This is a genomic window from Microcystis sp. M049S2 (genome assembly GCF_020245625.1).
GTDB lineage: Bacteria > Cyanobacteriota > Cyanobacteriia > Cyanobacteriales > Microcystaceae > Microcystis > Microcystis ichthyoblabe_A.
Genome location: NZ_JADBUN010000149.1, coordinates 1 through 15,977 on the forward strand (window position 1 = coordinate 1; position 15,977 = coordinate 15,977).

17 protein-coding genes and 4 pseudogenes are annotated in these 15,977 nt (G+C 42.7%); 13 read left to right on the plus strand and 8 right to left on the minus strand.

Going from position 1 to position 15,977, the window contains the following annotated elements; all coding sequences use genetic code 11:
- Positions 1–225 precede the first annotated feature (225 nt).
- The 3 genes and pseudogenes from IM496_RS22725 to IM496_RS12665 all read left to right on the plus strand — a co-directional run.
- Positions 226–349, plus strand: a pseudogene (locus IM496_RS22725) (IS30 family transposase); the annotation flags it as partial.
- Positions 349–573, plus strand: a pseudogene (locus IM496_RS12660) (bile acid:sodium symporter family protein); the annotation flags it as partial. The pseudogenes IM496_RS22725 and IM496_RS12660, both read left to right, overlap by 1 nt.
- A 44-nt stretch (positions 574–617) precedes the next feature.
- The gene (locus tag IM496_RS12665; RefSeq protein WP_194013397.1) at positions 618–1,214 is read left to right on the plus strand and encodes a hypothetical protein; all 597 of its coding nucleotides are present in this window, start codon (positions 618–620) and stop codon (positions 1,212–1,214) included.
- A gap of 23 nt (positions 1,215–1,237) precedes the next feature.
- Here the strand turns inward: IM496_RS12665 and recA are convergent, their stop codons facing one another.
- The 3 genes and pseudogenes from recA to IM496_RS12680 all read right to left on the minus strand — a co-directional run.
- Entirely contained in the window at positions 1,238–2,305 is a 1,068-nt protein-coding gene (gene recA / locus IM496_RS12670; RefSeq protein WP_194013395.1) for a recombinase RecA, read from the minus strand.
- Between the two features lie 127 nt (positions 2,306–2,432).
- A complete protein-coding gene (locus IM496_RS12675; RefSeq protein ID WP_194013393.1) occupies positions 2,433–3,386 on the minus strand; it encodes an aldo/keto reductase in 954 nt (317 codons plus the stop codon).
- A 564-nt stretch (positions 3,387–3,950) separates the two neighbouring features.
- Positions 3,951–4,014 (minus strand): annotated as a pseudogene (locus IM496_RS12680) (transposase DNA-binding-containing protein); the annotation flags it as partial.
- A gap of 304 nt (positions 4,015–4,318) precedes the next feature.
- Between IM496_RS12680 and upp the strand changes: the two are divergent.
- The 5 genes from upp (at position 4,319) to IM496_RS12705 (ending at position 7,018) form a co-directional block, all read left to right on the plus strand.
- Positions 4,319–4,972, plus strand: coding sequence for a uracil phosphoribosyltransferase (gene upp, locus IM496_RS12685; RefSeq protein WP_104397363.1), 654 nt, complete (start codon positions 4,319–4,321; stop codon positions 4,970–4,972).
- 14 nt (positions 4,973–4,986) lie between these two features.
- Positions 4,987–5,274: a ssl2009 family thylakoid membrane protein gene (locus IM496_RS12690; RefSeq protein WP_104397362.1), complete on the plus strand. Its 288-nt coding sequence runs from the start codon at positions 4,987–4,989 to the stop codon at positions 5,272–5,274.
- Between the two features lie 46 nt (positions 5,275–5,320).
- Complete coding sequence (locus tag IM496_RS12695; RefSeq protein WP_287662113.1) at positions 5,321–5,470, plus strand: hypothetical protein; 150 nt, start codon at positions 5,321–5,323, stop codon at positions 5,468–5,470.
- A 170-nt stretch (positions 5,471–5,640) separates the two neighbouring features.
- A complete protein-coding gene (locus tag IM496_RS12700) occupies positions 5,641–5,964 on the plus strand; it encodes a Uma2 family endonuclease (RefSeq protein ID WP_287662131.1) in 324 nt (107 codons plus the stop codon).
- Positions 5,965–6,292: 328 nt separating this feature from the next.
- Positions 6,293–7,018 carry a GUN4 domain-containing protein gene (locus IM496_RS12705; RefSeq protein WP_194013391.1) on the plus strand — a complete coding sequence of 242 codons (726 nt, stop codon included), beginning with the start codon at positions 6,293–6,295 and terminating at the stop codon, positions 7,016–7,018.
- Between the two features lie 35 nt (positions 7,019–7,053).
- Here the strand turns inward: IM496_RS12705 and thyD are convergent, their stop codons facing one another.
- The 3 genes from thyD to petM form a co-directional block, all read right to left on the minus strand.
- Positions 7,054–7,977 carry a thylakoid membrane protein ThyD gene (thyD, locus tag IM496_RS12710; protein WP_287662114.1) on the minus strand — a complete coding sequence of 308 codons (924 nt, stop codon included), beginning with the start codon at positions 7,975–7,977 and terminating at the stop codon, positions 7,054–7,056.
- A 184-nt stretch (positions 7,978–8,161) separates the two neighbouring features.
- Positions 8,162–8,521 carry a photosystem II reaction center protein Psb28 gene (gene psb28 / locus IM496_RS12715; RefSeq protein WP_002777305.1) on the minus strand — a complete coding sequence of 120 codons (360 nt, stop codon included), beginning with the start codon at positions 8,519–8,521 and terminating at the stop codon, positions 8,162–8,164.
- Positions 8,522–8,625: 104 nt separating this feature from the next.
- Complete coding sequence (gene petM / locus IM496_RS12720; RefSeq protein ID WP_002731506.1) at positions 8,626–8,739, minus strand: cytochrome b6-f complex subunit PetM; 114 nt, start codon at positions 8,737–8,739, stop codon at positions 8,626–8,628.
- Between the two features lie 291 nt (positions 8,740–9,030).
- Between petM and IM496_RS12725 the strand changes: the two genes are divergently transcribed.
- The 5 genes from IM496_RS12725 (at position 9,031) to IM496_RS12745 (ending at position 15,002) form a co-directional block, all read left to right on the plus strand.
- The gene (locus IM496_RS12725) at positions 9,031–9,552 is read left to right on the plus strand and encodes a DUF192 domain-containing protein (protein ID WP_194013387.1); all 522 of its coding nucleotides are present in this window, start codon (positions 9,031–9,033) and stop codon (positions 9,550–9,552) included.
- Positions 9,553–9,915: 363 nt separating this feature from the next.
- A complete protein-coding gene (locus IM496_RS12730; RefSeq protein ID WP_002732568.1) occupies positions 9,916–10,110 on the plus strand; it encodes a DUF2949 domain-containing protein in 195 nt (64 codons plus the stop codon).
- Between the two features lie 176 nt (positions 10,111–10,286).
- Positions 10,287–11,141 carry an RpnC/YadD family protein gene (locus IM496_RS12735; RefSeq protein ID WP_287662115.1) on the plus strand — a complete coding sequence of 285 codons (855 nt, stop codon included), beginning with the start codon at positions 10,287–10,289 and terminating at the stop codon, positions 11,139–11,141.
- A gap of 71 nt (positions 11,142–11,212) precedes the next feature.
- Entirely contained in the window at positions 11,213–13,837 is a 2,625-nt protein-coding gene (gene alaS, locus IM496_RS12740; RefSeq protein ID WP_287662116.1) for an alanine--tRNA ligase, read from the plus strand.
- Positions 13,838–13,907: 70 nt separating this feature from the next.
- Positions 13,908–15,002, plus strand: a complete 1,095-nt coding sequence (locus IM496_RS12745) for a transposase (RefSeq protein ID WP_194013377.1) — start codon at positions 13,908–13,910, stop codon at positions 15,000–15,002.
- A gap of 13 nt (positions 15,003–15,015) precedes the next feature.
- Here the strand turns inward: IM496_RS12745 and IM496_RS12750 are convergent.
- Both IM496_RS12750 and IM496_RS12755 read right to left on the minus strand, forming a co-directional pair.
- Positions 15,016–15,150, minus strand: a pseudogene (locus tag IM496_RS12750) (bile acid:sodium symporter family protein); the annotation flags it as partial.
- Between the two features lie 292 nt (positions 15,151–15,442).
- The gene (locus IM496_RS12755) at positions 15,443–15,622 is read right to left on the minus strand and encodes a hypothetical protein (RefSeq protein WP_287662118.1); all 180 of its coding nucleotides are present in this window, start codon (positions 15,620–15,622) and stop codon (positions 15,443–15,445) included.
- Between the last annotated feature and the right edge of the window lie 355 nt (positions 15,623–15,977).

Genomic DNA, 15,977 nt, shown 5'->3' on the forward strand with positions numbered 1-15,977 from the left:
CAAAATTAATTACACATATCTAACCCCCTCTTGCCTTTTGCCTCTTGCATGAGTGCCTATCTTTACTAGGAAATTAATTTTGCACGACTACTTATTATACGCCGCGAGCGGCGGGGAATTAGACCCGAAGAGATTAAAAACTGATTATCTATTCCCTCTTTTGCCTTTTGCCTTTTGCCTTTTGCCTGTCCTGATATGTATCCTATACTCAAGGGATTTAGTATCAATCATCTAGGAGTTCTCGTTACTCATGTGGACAAAGCCTCGAAATTTTTAGTAGCAGGATTAGCCAAAAACAAAACCGCATCGGAAATCAACCCTTGTCACAGAAAAACTGTTTGAAAAACTATTGGCTTTTTTAGTGGTCGTTTATTTCAATTAACTATTCCCCAAAGAATTTGTATCGCCATTGAAGTGGGTATTCAAAGCGGCACTTTAGCGATTGCCATCACTGCCGGTTTATTAAAGAATCCCGATCTAGCCATTCCCGCAATTGTCTATAGTTTATGGATGTATGTCAGCGCTTTTATCGCTGTTTATTATGGTCGCAAAAAAGCCGCTTTGGCAAAATAGCTAAATCAGGTGATAGGATATAGCTAAAAAACTGATCACTGATTATGTTAATTGGTAAGTATTTAACCCTAGAGGAATTATCTACCTGTTCCCAAACCTATCAAAAGTACGCAGCACAAATCGACCCCTATCCAAAAAATCCTGAAACGATAACCGCTTGGCAAAATCTCGCTCACTTTATTATCGATCCAATTATTGATAATTTTGGTCGAGAAAGATTCCAATTAACCTACGGATTTTGTTCTAATGATCTGAGAAAATTTCTCCAAAAAAAAGACCCGATCACCGGCTTAAAAAACGGGAGAATCGATCCCAGTCGTGATCAACATTGCGCCCACGAAATTAATCAAAAAGGTCAATATTATTGTCAGCGATTGGGGGCAGCCTGTGATTTTCGGATTATCGATTTAACGAGCGATCGCCTAATAGATTGGATTTTAACCGCAAAATTACCCTTTGATTCTCTCTATTTTTACGGAATTAATCGCCCAATTCATATCAGCTACGGATCCCAACATAAACGAGCTCTATGGACTTTTACCCCTAGAGGAACACCGACTAAAAAAGGTTTACAATCATGGTTAGAAGCCGCTAAATCTATCGATTCTGAAACCAAAAAATCCCCCGAAACTGGGGGATAACCAAGACCTAAAACCTTCTTCTTTTAGATTTCTGGTTCCTCATCGTCCCCCTCGTCCTCATCGGCCGGTTCCGTGGGGAAAGGAACCGAACCCATGTCTAATTTATCCCGCAATAACTTCTCAATTTCCGCCGCTACTTCTGGCTTTTCTTCAAGATATTTAACGGCATTATCGCGACCCTGGGCAATATTTTCGCCATTATAGCTATACCATGCCCCTTTACGAGTAACCACGTTAGTTTGTTCGGCGATATCCAGCATACAACCTACTTGGGAAATGCCTTTACCGAAGATAATATCAAATTCAGCAATCCGGAAAGGAGGCGCGACTTTATTTTTAGCCACCTTAACTTTAGCCCGAATTCCGTATTCTCCTTCCGTGCCTTTTTTCAAAGTTTGAATACGACGGATATCTAAACGCACCGAGGCATAAAATTTTAAGGCCGTTCCCCCAGTGGTGACTTCAGGATTGCCGTAGGTGACACCGATTTTTTGCCGCAGTTGGTTGAGGAAAATCACCACACAACCGGATTTACCAATATTACCGGCAATTTTTCGCAGGGCTTTACTCATCAAACGGGCCTGCAAACCCACCTGATTATCCCCCATTTCCCCTTCAATTTCCGCCCTCGGCACTAAAGCGGCCACCGAGTCGATGACGACGATATCCACGGCCGAAGAACGCACTAACTGGTCAACTATTTCTAAGGCTGCCTCCCCCGTGTCCGGTTGTGCCACCAGTAAATTATTGATATCTACCCCTAAAACATCCGAATAGGTGGGATCTAAAGCGTGTTCCGCATCGACAAAGGCCGCCACTCCCCCAGCTTTCTGCACTTCTGCGATCGCATGGAGGGCTAAAGTGGTTTTTCCGGAACTTTCTGGCCCGTAAATTTCGACGATGCGGCCTTTCGGTAAACCGCCACCCAAAGCCATATCTAGGGTTAAAGCACCACTAGGAACGGTTTCCACCCGCATCCGGGTGGCGTCTCCTAAACGCATGATCGAACCTTTGCCAAAGTTGCGCTCGATTTGATTTAAGACTAAACCTAAGGCCTTATCTCGATCGGGATTATTTGTCATTGTCGCCATTAATTTTGTCCCCAGTTTTCTTAAGTAGTACAGCAGTATGCAAAGATTGTAGCCTGTTTTAATCTTGATCACCAAAAAGTTAGAGACTTTTTCCAGAATGGTGATCAAAAATCAAAAGTTTTGATTTTTACAGCCAAGGTCGGCTCATCTGTTCTAATTGCGTCACCTCTTGCGCTTCTAAACTCCATCCTAGGGCTCCGGCATTTTCGATCGCTTGGGCTGCGGTTTTTGCCCCCGGAATGGGAATTACATCCCCTTGGGCGATTAACCAATTGAGGGCGACTTGTGCGGGGGTTTTTTGGTATTTTTCGCCCAATTCTTGCAGTACCCTTAAAATTGGGGCTATTTTCTCCAAAGCTTCTTTTTTGAACCGTGGGTCAACTTTTCTGGCTCCATCGGGCAAATTCTGGCTTTCTGGGCTATATTTACCCGTCAGTAGTCCTTGAGCGAGGGGGCTGTAGGCGAGGATGGTGACACCTAATTCCTTGGCCGTGGCTAAAATTGCCTTAGTTTCTATTTTGCGATACAAAAGCGAATACTGCACCTGATTGACCGCTAAGGGAACCTCTTTTTTCGCCAAAATCTGGCTGGCTTGACGCATTTGCTCGGCGGAATAATTACTTACACCCACGGAACCAATCCGGCCGCGCTTTACTTCTTCCCCTAGGGCATTCATTAGGGTTTCTTGGCTAATTAGGAAGGTGAAGGGCCAATGTACTTGGTAAAGGGCAATTTTATCGGTTTTTAGACGGTTTAAGCTGTCGGTAATGGCATTATGCACCGCATTCGCCCCCAATCGCCACGGTACGGGGGCAAATTTGCTGGCAATATCGATGGCAATATCGGTCTGTTGGGTAAATTTTCCTAAGAGTCGTTCCGATTCCCCCAGTCCATAGACTTCGGCAGTGTCAAAAAAGGTGATTCCTGCTTCTACTGCCGCTTTAAAGGCCTCCTCTACCTGACTAGCTCCGTATTCCTTGCCATAGTTCCAGAATAGTTTATCTCCCCATGCCCAAGTCCCGATTCCTAAGGCACTGACGGAAATTCCTGTTTGTCCGAGATTAGCGGTTTGTCTAGTCATATTCTCTACACGGAATGACAGCGTTTCCCATTAAAGATGAAGTGTAACCTATATTTGGTCTGACTCACCACTAACCTCCTTTTTTGATTCCGGGAAATTCCCACCCATAATTAATGGGAAAGGACTTGACTTTGCCGGCGACTTGCGCTATGCTTTTCTTATAATGGGAATCTGTGGAAAATTTTTTTAGATGCAAAGATTTCTATTATGAATAAAATGTTTTAAAAATATTATCCCAAAATCTCCCGATAAAAGCAAGCAAAATTTTGCCGATAATTGTTAAGTTTTGTTAACAAAGAAATGCAGAGATCAGCAAGGTAAAAAAATCGAAATCTCTTGCTGATCTTGTTTGTCGCTTAACCTATGATTAGGTTAGGCGAATTTGGCGCTTTGACTAATTGTTAGTGCTAACTTCCGTGGTTTCAACAATTGCCGTCGGACAGACATTGCTGAGATTTTTGCCAATTGTTTTCAATCTAGAAGGAGCTAATCAATTAAGTCTCTTGCCAGATAAGGATTTAGTCGATTTATACCCCCTTATCGAATCATACCAAGTAACGAAGAGCCTCTTTCTTCTGGTGTCCCCTAGGTCTGCATACTGTAATTCTTGGGCTGCCCATTTCTCCATTTTTTTGCTTACCTTCACCTTGATTCCTTCTTTCAAAACTATACCTATCAATCGTTTCCCCTTTTTTTTAAGTTTCCTCTCTTTTTGTTAAGAAAGATCTGACTAATGGATAGGGGGGATCTGAAAGTTTTCAATACCTACCTACTTAGTTTTTACCCTTCTTTTTAGGTAGGAGAATTGCCAGATTCTTTCTTGTGCATGAGTGCCCGTCGCCCCTGGCCTTCAGAAACTGATAACTAATTCCAGGCTGATGGCTTTTTGGCTTAAGATAAAGTTTAGCCCTCGATCGAGTTTTAGTGTTTTCATGGTTTTACAACTGCGCGTCTATGTTCCCGAACATCCTCTGGTTAAGCATTGGCTGGCGATCGCCCGCGATCAAAATACCCCCTCGGTACTGTTTAAAACAGCGATGACGGAACTAGGGCGCTGGTTAACCTACGAAGCAGCCCGGCAATGGTTGCCGACGCTGGAAACTAGCGTTAAAACCCCTCTAGCGGAATGTCCGGCTACTTTTATCGATCCTAGCGTACCGATGGCCGTAGTCCCGATTTTACGCGCAGGATTAGCCCTGTTGGAAGGGGCGCAAAGTCTTTTACCCCTAGCTAGTACCTATCATCTCGGTTTAGCCAGAAACGAGGAAACCCTGGAGGCGAGTTGTTATTTAAATAAACTACCGGCTAGTTTTGATCCAGCCACGAGAGTGTTAATTCTTGAACCGATGTTAGCCACGGGGGGATCAATTTCAACGGCAATGGCAGAAATTACTGCCAGAGGCGTTGATCCTGCCCTAATTCGCGTGATTTCCGTGGTGGCTGCCCCACCGGCTTTACAGAAATTGAGTCAGAATTATCCCAGCTTGAACATCTATACGGCTATTATCGATGAAGGACTAAATAGCCGCGGTTACATCGTGCCGGGGTTGGGCGATGCCGGCGATCGAGCTTTTGGAACCTATTAGGAGAAAAACGGATTATGAGTCAGCGAGATGGGTTTGCGGGCGGTTTTTTAGCCGGTGCGATTGTCGGTGGTTTGGTGGGCGGTGTTTTGGGGACAGTGTTGGCTAATCGCAGCCGTCGCGGTTTAGCAGCTGCTGACAATCAGTCTTTTTTGGAGGAGATCCGCAATGGGCGCTTGACTCCAGAGGAAGGTATGGAAATGGCCCGCCGCAGTTTAGAAGATAAAATTGCCCAGTTAAATCTAGCGATCGATGATGTGCGTCAACAGTTAGGATCGGTACAGGAAAACGGCAGCGATCATTAAAATAGGGCTGACTGAATAAATTTAAAAACCTTGTTGGATAAACTCTGTGCTTACCGGCGCTATGGTTAACCTAATCTATGACAAAAATCGACCTCTTCCCAGTGCCGAAGAATTGCCTTCTTCCGACGAAAATCCAGTGGACAATCAGTTGCAAAACGATATTCCCAATCTACTGCTAAGTTTATGGCTCTTCTAGGTTCTGTGTGGTAAGTTTAACTTACATAGGATCGATCAATCCTTGTGTCCTTTGTGTCTTTGTGGTTCGTTCCACCTCATCGTTTCTTAGCCTTTGAAGTCAACCATAATACGAGAGAAAGAGGTCGGTTAAGCTATGTTTTATGGGCAGAAAAGTATATCTTGCCGATTTTGTTTTTAGAGGTAATTTCTGAAAAATATAATAGTGAATATCAGGAAAAATTCTTAAATTACCAAAGCTTGGGAATTTTGTATTATGTAATATACAATCCTTTCAGTGGCAGAAGAGGAAGATTTAAAAACAGACAAAGATTAGAAGTATATAAATTAGTCTCAGGGAAATATGAACTTCTAGAGAGTGAGAATAATCGGGTTTGGCTGCCTGAAATTGGCTTGGCGCTAGGTTACGAAAAAGGAGAACATATTGCTTGGTATCGGGAATGGTTATACTGGTATAACCAGTCAGGAAATCGCTATCTAACGGCATATGATTGAGAGTATCGGGGGTTGATTCGGTGTATTAGTTCTTATCCTGTTCGCTCTCGGAGTTGTTTTGAGATTACCGCTCAGAGTAGAGCTGCTTTGTCTGTCTATTTTGAGATTGAGTCTCAGGTTGATCGGTTCTTTTCTTCCATAACCCGCGTGTTACCCAACGCGGGTTAGAATGACAATTTGGGATCACATTTGTACCGTTATGGTTTGAACTGGTTATTCACTGTAGGATCAACCACCCGCTAAAAATCCCTTTTTTTCAGGAAAAAATCGAGCAGCGACCCCGAAAAAGTGGTAATAGTATTGAAGGAGTGGTCTTAAAAGTGATGATATGACTGACCAGAATGGCGTGTTAGTAGAAGAACAGAGCGAGGATATTACCCGTAAGATGAGTCAATTAGCCACCGAGTCGCCGAAAAACCAATTACAGATTCTGACACAATTAGCCGGGGCCGGGGAAGGTGGCCTAACTGTGTTGAGAGATTTTTTGTTGGCCAAGCAGCCCACTCCCGTTAATCTGGTGACAGGTAAGGCCTATCAATTGCTCTATCAAGATAATAGCACTCAGAGCAAGGAATTTTTAGCTAATTATTTCCCCACGGGTGTTGTTCCCCTCGATAGTGCTAAAGGTATCGATTATCGACTTTTACAGGAATTATTGGCTAAACAGGATTTTCAAACTGCCGATAGTCTCACCCGTCAAAAACTCTGTGAATTAGCAGGAGAAGGAGCAATACAGAGGAAATGGGTCTATTTTACGGAAGTGGAAGCTTTCCCCGGTGTAGATATTCAGACTATTGATAATCTTTGGTTAGTTCATTCGGAAGGAAAATTCGGTTGGTCGGTGCAGCGCAAATTATGGCTCGGTGTCGGTCAAGATTTCCCGAAACTCTGGCCGAAAATTGGCTGGAAAAATGGCAATAATTGGACAAAATACCCCCAAGAATTTATCTGGGATTTAAGCGCTCCCGTGGGTCATTTACCCCTGTTAAATCAACTGCGCGGGGTGAGAGTGGCTGCCTCTTTATTCTCCCATCCCGTCTGGAGTGAAAAATAGATTGAGAGCATTCGGCCCGCTAGTCTATCAGATTTCTACATTTTCGGGACAATTTCCTCTAAGGCCGCTTCTAGATTAGGATAACGATAGTCAAAACCGATCGCTTGGGTGGCTTTTGGCAGCACTTCTTGACCTTCTAAGACGATTTTTGCCCCTTCTCCCAAGAGAATTTCGAGGGCAAAATCTGGCACTGGCAACCAAGAAGGACGCTTCATTACTTCCCCTAAAATCTGACAGAATTCTTTCATGCGGACGGGATTGGGTGCAGTAGCGTTGAAAGTACCGCTAATTTCTGGGCGATCAAGACAATAGATAATTAAATTAATTAAATCATCCCGATGAATCCAAGAAAACCACTGACGACCGCTGCCAATCGGACCGCCGGCAAAAAGCTTGAAGGGTGGGATCATTTTCCCTAAAGCACCCCCATTGCCTAAAACAATACCCGTGCGAAGAATGACTAAACGAGTGCCGTAATCTTTCACTTTTTGGGCGGCTGTTTCCCACTTTTTACAGACATCCGCCAGAAAATCGCCACCGGGAGGGCTGTTTTCGTCAAAACTAGCGGTTTCACTGGTTCCATAGTAACCGATCGCCGAGGAGTTAATTAAAACTTTCGGTTTCTGGGCGGCCAAGGCGATCGCTTCGACAATTTTCTCGGTGCCGATTTGCCGACTAGCGACGATTGCCTGTTTTGCTTCACTGGTCCAGCGTTCCGAAATCGGTTCTCCGGCTAGATTAACCACCGCGTCACATCCAGAAATCTCTTTTTGCCAATCCCCCGATTCTGTGGCGATATAAGGGATAATCTCTATCTTAGGATAGATTGACTTTGGGTACATTCTTCGGGCTTTATCGGGATTGCGAGTCAAAATTAGGATGTCATCGCCGCGATCATAGAGTTTGACCACTAATCGACTACCCACAAATCCCGTCGCCCCAGTAATCGCTATTTTCATGGTTTCTTGACTAAATTTATCCTTATTTTAGCTGGTTTTTAACTATCAGAACTCAGGAGTTGAGAGTTGGGGTTTTAGGGTTTTAGGGTTTTAGGGTTTTAGTTGAAATTTCCCCATTCCCCTATCTCCCCATCACCCTATCTCCCCATTCCCCTATCTCCCCATTCCCCCATCACCCCACTTCTCACTTATCCTGATACCCCATACCGTTGGCTGCCGCGTAACGATTCATAAAGCGCAGAAAACGCTCCCAGTGTTCATCGGTGATTTCAAAACCACATTCTACCCGTTGAATTTCATCCCCTTCATCTCCTCCAAAAATAAACTTAGTCGAGTTGGGAATAACTATAATCACTCCTTCCTCATCGGTGAGACGGAGATCGCCGTAGGTACGAGTGGTGAAACTTTGGAAACGTTCGATCGCTTTCAGGGTTTTAAAAGTCATCAGGACATTGCGAATCCCGGTATTTTTATTTTTGCGGAGACTAACACCGCTTAATTCTTCTGATAAACCGACAAAAAACTCGATCGTGGGAGTGGTCATAGGTGTGGGTATAAGATTTGAGTTATTGATTTTCTCTTAATTACTTTTGATCAGAAAAAATAGTTCATGATTACTAATAAAGTAACCATGAACCGAAAAACAGGCTATTCCGCTTCTCCACCTTGGATTTTGAGGAGGAGAAAACCCCAAGCTAATCCGACGAGGACGAGAACGATCGCCACGATCGGCCCATTAAATAACATACTTTCTGCGGTCATGGTGATTGCTCCTGAGCCTACAATAATCGATCAACAGATCAATGGTATTTTAACCTACGAAGGCGATCGACTGCAGCCAGACTGGGGCAAAATTGAGGGGGAAAATCGGCCAATAAATTTGAGAACTTTCCTAGTATATACGTTCTAACAATCCTCAAGGAAGGATGCTCACCCCCATACTAGATATTTTTAATACTATCTTTATATTTGCCGTCGCCACTTTGTGTTAGTGTCTTATCTGCTTAATTCTCCACTTATACTGAGAAAATTAAGTATTGATAACTATTGGTGATGACTGGTAAAAAATCATTTATGCTCAAGATCAAGTTAATACTATTTTTAGGTTTGTTGCTGCTGAGTTGTCAATCGACTAATCTCAATGGTAATAATAGTTCGATGGCTCAGATTACGGCTGAGAATCAAGGGCAAATATTACCGATCACCGCCAAAGCAGATATTAATGGTGAGATGATTGAGTTAGAAGTAGCTCAAACCCCCGAACAACAGGCCAAGGGTTTGATGTATCGCTTGTCTTTGGAAAAAAATCGCGGTATGCTATTTCCCTTTGCACAACCTCTGGTGGCCCGGTTTTGGATGAAAAATGTCTCGATTCCTCTAGACATGATTTTTCTAAAAGATGGTATAGTAAAAGCAGTTTTGCTCAATGTCCCTCCTTGTGCTGTGGATCCTTGTCCTGTCTATGGGCCAAACACCATGGTTAATCAAGTCATCGAACTAGCTGGGGGTCGAGCGAAAGAATTAGGAGTGAAAGAAGGAGATAAAATTAAGATTGAGTCTATCTCAAGACCTTAATTTTTAAAAATGGTGTTGACTTTCTTATAGAAAGTGTCCCTTGTCTGGAAATATAAGTGTGGCTTTTATAAGCTATTACGCATTTATACTGTTTAAGATCTAACCATATCGATTAAGATTTTTATAGTCTATCAAGTCATAGATTGAATAATCTTCACCCTTGCTATAGATTAAACAGAGACAAAATTCTACTGGAGCTAACGGGACTATTTGTAAGAGAGCCAGCGATTTTTAGACAAGCACTCTCTATCATCGAGATAGCTTAGATACAGAAAAACGGTCGCAGGACTAACTGTCCTTGAAACCGATCAGGTGGTGTTTTATTGAAATTACGAGATATACTATTGAGGAAAAAGTCCCCCTATGTCCACGATTGCCTATTCCCAATTCCGACAATTTCTACAAGAGGAATTGTCCCTTCCCCAAGAATCGATCGCTATGGCCGAGCGCTCGATCCAATCTGATAAAATTCATTTACCGATGATTCTCTGGCAGTACGGTTTAGTGACCTTAGAACAATTAGACAAAATTTATGATTTTCTCGAAGAGGTAGTCTAATCTTACAATTTCTCACTATTGACAAGGAGAATAATTGCCATGGCTGTTCATAGTTTCTGGCACAATTTGAAAATTCAGATTCCAAAAACTACTAATCATCACCTGAGAAGTGGGTTATTTAAACCCACTTTTTTAATAACTATACAATTGAGAATTATCGATTAACTGCTCAGTCCATGAAACCCCATGACCAATTTGCCAAAAATTACCTTGAACAATTACTTTCTCCCTTAGGAACCGTCGAAATCAGCAAAGAAGTCAGCGACGAAACCCGACAGATAGATTTATTTTTTTCCCCCAATCCCGAACTAAACCCCGATTATCTGGGATTATTGGGCAGAATTGTCCTTAATACTGTCTTAATTGAACCCTATCGCAATCCTCCCAACCGTAGCGAGATTCGTAATTGTTTAGCAAAACTTTTGGCGATTTTAGCCGAACTGCAAAGACAAGCTAAACGGGAAAATCAGAGTTACAATGAAGACAATGCCCCTCGCTTATGGATTTTATCTCCTTCCGCTAGTCTGACTCTTTTAGAGAGTCTTGGGGCAAAATTAGACCAGGATTGGCCAGAAGGCGTCTATTTTCTTCCCTCGCTTTATCGCACTGCAATTATCGCTATTAATCAATTGCCTGTGACTGCTGAGACTCTTTGGTTAAGATTATTAGGACGGGGAAAAACTCAAAACCAAGCGGTGGGAGAATTGTTAGAATTACCTCAAGGTAATGCTTTCCGGGAAAATGTCCTAGAATTATTAATTAGTTGGCGGGTTAGTATGGAAATAAATAACATCCTAGAAACTGAAGATAGAGAGGTGTTTATGACTTTATCTCAAACCTATCAGGAATGGAAGGAAGCAACTAAACAGGAAGGACGACAGGAAGGAAAACTAGAAGGAAAACTAGAAGGAAAACTAGAAGGAAAACTAGAATCTATTCCCCGTTTGCTTGCTTTGGGTTTAAGTGTAGAACAAATCGCTCAAGCTTTGGATTTAGACTTAGAACAGGTCCGACAAGCGGCGCGAGAGTAAAGGTGGAGAGTTAAAACGCAAAAATGCCACAATGGATAAAATAGGCATTTTCTGACTAACTGACATCTTCTATGAGTAACCACCTAAGCGGAAGCGAGATTCGCCAGCGATTTTTAGACTTTTTTGCGGCCAGAAACCATAAAATTCTCCCTAGTGCATCTCTAGTCCCAGAAGACCCCACCGTTTTGCTGACTATTGCGGGAATGCTCCCTTTTAAGCCGATTTTCTTAGGGCAAAAGACCCCAGAATTTCCCCGCGCTACCACTTCCCAAAAATGTATTCGCACCAACGATATCGAAAATGTCGGCCGGACTGCCAGACATCATACTTTTTTCGAGATGTTGGGCAATTTTAGCTTTGGTGATTATTTTAAAGAACAAGCGATCGCCTGGGCCTGGGAATTGTCCACAGAAGTTTTTAACCTTCCCCCCGAAAGATTAGTCGTTAGTGTCTTTAAAGAGGATGAGGAAGCTTTCGCTATCTGGCGCGATCAAATCGGTATTCCTGCCCATCGTATCCAAAAAATGGGCGAAGCGGATAACTTTTGGGTATCGGGTCCCACGGGTCCCTGTGGTCCCTGTTCGGAAATTTACTACGATTTTCACCCGGAATTAGGGGATAAAACCATCGATTTAGAGGATGATAGCCGTTTTATCGAGTTTTATAACCTCGTCTTCATGCAGTATAACCGCGACGCGGACGGCAATCTAACACCCCTAGCGAATAAAAATATCGATACGGGGATGGGTTTGGAACGGATGGCGCAAATCCTGCAAAAAGTCGCCAATAACTACGAAACTGACCTAATTTTCCCGATTGTCGCCGAAGCAGCCCGGTTAGCAGCGATAGACTACCAGAAAGCGGACGAAAAAACGAAAGTTTCCCTAAAAGTCATCGGTGATCATGTGCGCTCGGTAGTACACATGATAGCAGATGGTATCTCAGCATCGAATACTGACAGAGGTTACGTCTTGCGTCGTCTGATTCGTAGAGTAGTACGGCACGGGCGTTTAATTGGTATTGAAGGTCAATTTATCACCAAAGTGGCGGAAGTGGCGATCGCTCTTTCCGAGTCCGTCTATGGCAATGTTCGGGAACGAGAAACGGTGATCAAGGCAGAATTAGAGCGAGAGGAAGCGAGATTTTTAGAAACCCTAGAAAGAGGCGAGAAACTGCTCGAATCGATTCTAGAAAAAGAAAAAAGCCAGATTTCGGGAGTCGATGCCTTTACCCTTTATGATACCTATGGCTTCCCCCTCGAACTCACTCAAGAAATCGCTGAGGAGCAGGGTTTAAGCGTCGATACGGCGGGTTTCGAGCAGGAAATGAAAAAACAGCAGCAAAGATCAAAAGCCGCCCACGAAACCATAGATTTGACGGTACAGGGCAGTTTAGATAAGCTGGCGGAACATATTCACCCGACGGAATTTCTCGGTTATACGGATTTGCAAGCAACCGCAACAGTAACGGCGGTTTTAGTCGCTGGTAAAACGGTGGAATCGGCCGCAGCAGGCACTGAGGTGCAGGTAGTTCTCGATCAAACACCTTTTTATGCCGAATCGGGTGGACAAATCGGTGACAAGGGTTATTTAACTGGCGATAATCTGCTTATCCGCGTTGAGGATGTGCAGAAAGAATCAGGGATTTTTATCCATTTTGGTCGGATTGAGCGGGGAATTGTCACCACCGGCGATACAATTAATGCTCAGATCGATCGCTCCTGTCGTCGTCGCGCTCAAGCTAATCATACCGCCACCCATCTGCTACAATCGGCCCTGAAAAAGCTTGTCGATGGGGGGATTTCCCAAGCAGGTTCCCTAGTCAATTTCGATCGCCTCCGTTTTGATTTTAACTGTCCTCGTCCCCTGACTAGCGCTGAATTGCAACAGGTGGAAGAACAGATTAACACTTGGATTGCCGAAGCGCATGACACCGAGATAGCGGTGATAGGATTGGAAGAAGCGAAGCAGAAGGGAGCTATTGCCATGTTTGGCGAGAAATATGGCTCAGAAGTGCGAGTTATTGATATTCCTAGCGTTTCTATGGAATTATGCGGGGGAACTCACGTTAAAAATACCGCCGAGATCGGTTTATTTAAAATCATCTCCGAGACGGGAATCGCTGCGGGAATTCGTCGCATCGAAGCGGTGGCCGGCCCTGCCGTGTTAGCCTATTTGAATGAACGGGATCAGGTGGTACGGGATCTGTGCGATCGCTTTAAGGTCAAACCTCTGGAAATTCCCGATCGCATTACGGCCCTACAATCAGAGTTAAAGGGGACACAAAAGCAGTTAGAAGCGGTTAAACAGGAGTTAGCACTAAATAAATCGGATGCTTTGCTATCTCAAGCTGAATCTATCGGCGAATTTAAGCTATTAGTCGCTTCTTTGGGTGATATTGATGCTAATGATTTGATGGCCGCAGCCGAAAGACTACAGCAAAAATTAGGGGAAGGGGCGGTAATTTTGGCCTCGACTCCCGCAGCTGATAAAGTGAGTTTAGTGGCCGCTTTTAGTCCCCGGGTGATTAAAGATAAGGGTTTACAAGCGGGTAAATTTATCGGTGCGATCGCTAAAATCTGCGCCGGTGGTGGTGGTGGCCGTCCCAATTTAGCTCAAGCTGGGGGACGGGATGCTAGTAAGTTAAGCGAAGCTTTAGCTAAGGCCAAAAGTCAGTTAACTAGCAGTTTACAATAGTTTTAAGGGTGGGCATTTTGTCCACCTTTAAAAAATTAGTTATCCTCTCGGTGTGATTGGTAAAAATAATATGGAACTACTGATCAAGAATTTGGGATCAATTAGAAATAATAATCAAGCTCTAGATTTAACCAAGAAGTTTTATAGTTTTATTGGTTACAATAATAGTGGCAAAACCCTAGTTTCTCAGCTTTTATGGACAATTGTTAATCATGACAATATTAGAAAGTTTTCCGAAAATACCCAAATTGATTCTTTAGTAATTGACTGTGAAAAACCTATTAAAAAAATTACTATCAATCAAGAATTAATCGATGAGATTCTAAATAAATTTAGCCAGTTTATTGAAAAAGAAGTTGTTAATACCTACAATCTTGATGCCAGTATTAAAGAAACGATTATTAGTTCCAATAAATTAATTTTTCAAGCAAATATCAAAGAATTTAAAGAGACGAAATTTAAAACAACTTTTTTGGTTCGTGTTGCAGGAAATAATGATCTGGAGTATTTACAGATTAGCAAGGGCAAAGGTAGCCTAACAATAAATATAAAAGAGAATAATACCCCTGAGAAAGTATTTGATAAAATACCCAGAGACTTTTTTGAGAGAGCTAAACCATACAAGGAATCAGTAGTTATTCCGTCAATAATAAGAGTGCTTTTGTCTCCGATGCAAGATACTTTTTTTATCCCCGCTAGTCGTAGCTTTTTTCCTGTTTTCTACCAGTACATTTATGAGATAGAGAGAAATAAAAGAAGTGATTATAATCGTCGATTGCAAGAATTAATAGAAAATATTGATGATGATGGTGATACTATTAAAGAATGGGTGAAAGCGGGGAATAAAGAGGAGAATTTTCGAGAGAAGGGTCCAAAGATTGTCCTGATTCTCGATAATGCTAGTATTCACAAAAAAACAGATGTTGTTGGTAAAATTGCTGAAAATATGCCCAACTTAATTTTAGAGTATTTACCCGCATATAGCCTAGATTTAAATATCATTGAATTGGTCTGGCACTCGGCAAAAGAATTTATCGCTCATCGACTTTTTAAATCAGTTGAAGAATTAGAATCTCTTTTACATCAACTTTTAAATGAAGGCGGTTTAATTATTAAGTGGGATCGCAAGTTGAAAAACAAGGTTAATTCTGTTAACGCAATTTAAATTACGAACAGCTTAAACCGATCAGGACTGCCTTGGGATAACGGGTGATACGCTGAAAATCGGCGGGAATTAATCCCAATCCCATGCCTAACATTAAAACGCCTAGGGCAACGGGTAAGAGGATATTAGTAAAAAAGTCGGCCTGCATGGGATAAAAGCCGAGAAGATGAGCTTATTTTCCCATAAATTGACTAATTTATTCTTGTCCTTGGTTGCCGATTTTGCCGACTAAAAAACCCCCAGTGTGCAGAGGGGGTTAAATTGTAGGAGAAATCCAACCCCGGGGATTTTAGTCTGGTTTCTCTTTCCCCTCTGGGATGATATCCCCGTCTTACTTCAGTTGCTTGGTGGCAACCATGGGATCACAGCTAGGGAACTGCCGATGCGACTACTACTTTTGACATCAGCAATGCCTAGGAAATGTTGCCGCAGGACTTCCATCAAGAATAACGAGGGCAAATTTTTCTTCTAAATCCCACAATCCTTGAATTCCCCACCGTTGACAAATTGCTGGGGCGATCAAGGTGGTGGATTTTCAGTGAACGATAGGTGAGTTTTTGCAGAGTTTTCCCTTCTCGATCGAGGGGCAGTTTTCTCTCATCTAAGTTGTGTGTAAACATAGCAACCCTCCAGAACCCTACAGTTCTATTGTACCTTTATCCCTGGTTCGAGTGCGGGAGAATGTAATAATCTTTATTATTCGTCAGAGAAGACTCAACCTTTGTTTGTTTTAAATGTAGTCGCAAGTGTGAGCGGGTTAATATTCCTTAGCTTGTTTACCAATTCCCTCAGCACGATTACCAGTTGACTCTTTGCTTCTTTGTGCGATCTAGTTTGAGGATTTGTCTGGGGTAAAGTAATTGATAAAGTAGCTAATTTCCCCGACATCACTCTCTTTGATAATCCTGATTGATTGCCATTACATTAATTAAGTTAAGGAAAAAAGGGTTAAATTCTCTAGAATAATTATCCTTA

Excerpts from the sequence above, each read along its gene's own strand:
- IM496_RS12755 (WP_287662118.1), bottom strand. The coding sequence starts at position 15,622 with ATGTTTACACACAACTTAGATGAGAGAAAACTGCCCCTCGATCGAGAA.
- psb28 (WP_002777305.1), bottom strand. The coding sequence starts at position 8,521 with ATGACCACTCCCACGATCGAGTTTTTTGTCGGTTTATCAGAAGAATTA.
- IM496_RS12665 (WP_194013397.1), top strand. The coding sequence starts at position 618 with ATGTTAATTGGTAAGTATTTAACCCTAGAGGAATTATCTACCTGTTCC.
- IM496_RS12725 (WP_194013387.1), top strand. The coding sequence starts at position 9,031 with ATGACTGGTAAAAAATCATTTATGCTCAAGATCAAGTTAATACTATTT.
- thyD (WP_287662114.1), bottom strand. The coding sequence starts at position 7,977 with ATGAAAATAGCGATTACTGGGGCGACGGGATTTGTGGGTAGTCGATTA.
- IM496_RS12675 (WP_194013393.1), bottom strand. The coding sequence starts at position 3,386 with ATGACTAGACAAACCGCTAATCTCGGACAAACAGGAATTTCCGTCAGT.
- IM496_RS12735 (WP_287662115.1), top strand. The coding sequence starts at position 10,287 with ATGAAACCCCATGACCAATTTGCCAAAAATTACCTTGAACAATTACTT.
- petM (WP_002731506.1), bottom strand. The coding sequence starts at position 8,739 with ATGACCGCAGAAAGTATGTTATTTAATGGGCCGATCGTGGCGATCGTT.
- IM496_RS12730 (WP_002732568.1), top strand. The coding sequence starts at position 9,916 with ATGTCCACGATTGCCTATTCCCAATTCCGACAATTTCTACAAGAGGAA.
- IM496_RS12745 (WP_194013377.1), top strand. The coding sequence starts at position 13,908 with ATGGAACTACTGATCAAGAATTTGGGATCAATTAGAAATAATAATCAA.
- alaS (WP_287662116.1), top strand. The coding sequence starts at position 11,213 with ATGAGTAACCACCTAAGCGGAAGCGAGATTCGCCAGCGATTTTTAGAC.
- IM496_RS12690 (WP_104397362.1), top strand. The coding sequence starts at position 4,987 with ATGAGTCAGCGAGATGGGTTTGCGGGCGGTTTTTTAGCCGGTGCGATT.
- recA (WP_194013395.1), bottom strand. The coding sequence starts at position 2,305 with ATGGCGACAATGACAAATAATCCCGATCGAGATAAGGCCTTAGGTTTA.
- IM496_RS12705 (WP_194013391.1), top strand. The coding sequence starts at position 6,293 with ATGACTGACCAGAATGGCGTGTTAGTAGAAGAACAGAGCGAGGATATT.
- upp (WP_104397363.1), top strand. The coding sequence starts at position 4,319 with ATGGTTTTACAACTGCGCGTCTATGTTCCCGAACATCCTCTGGTTAAG.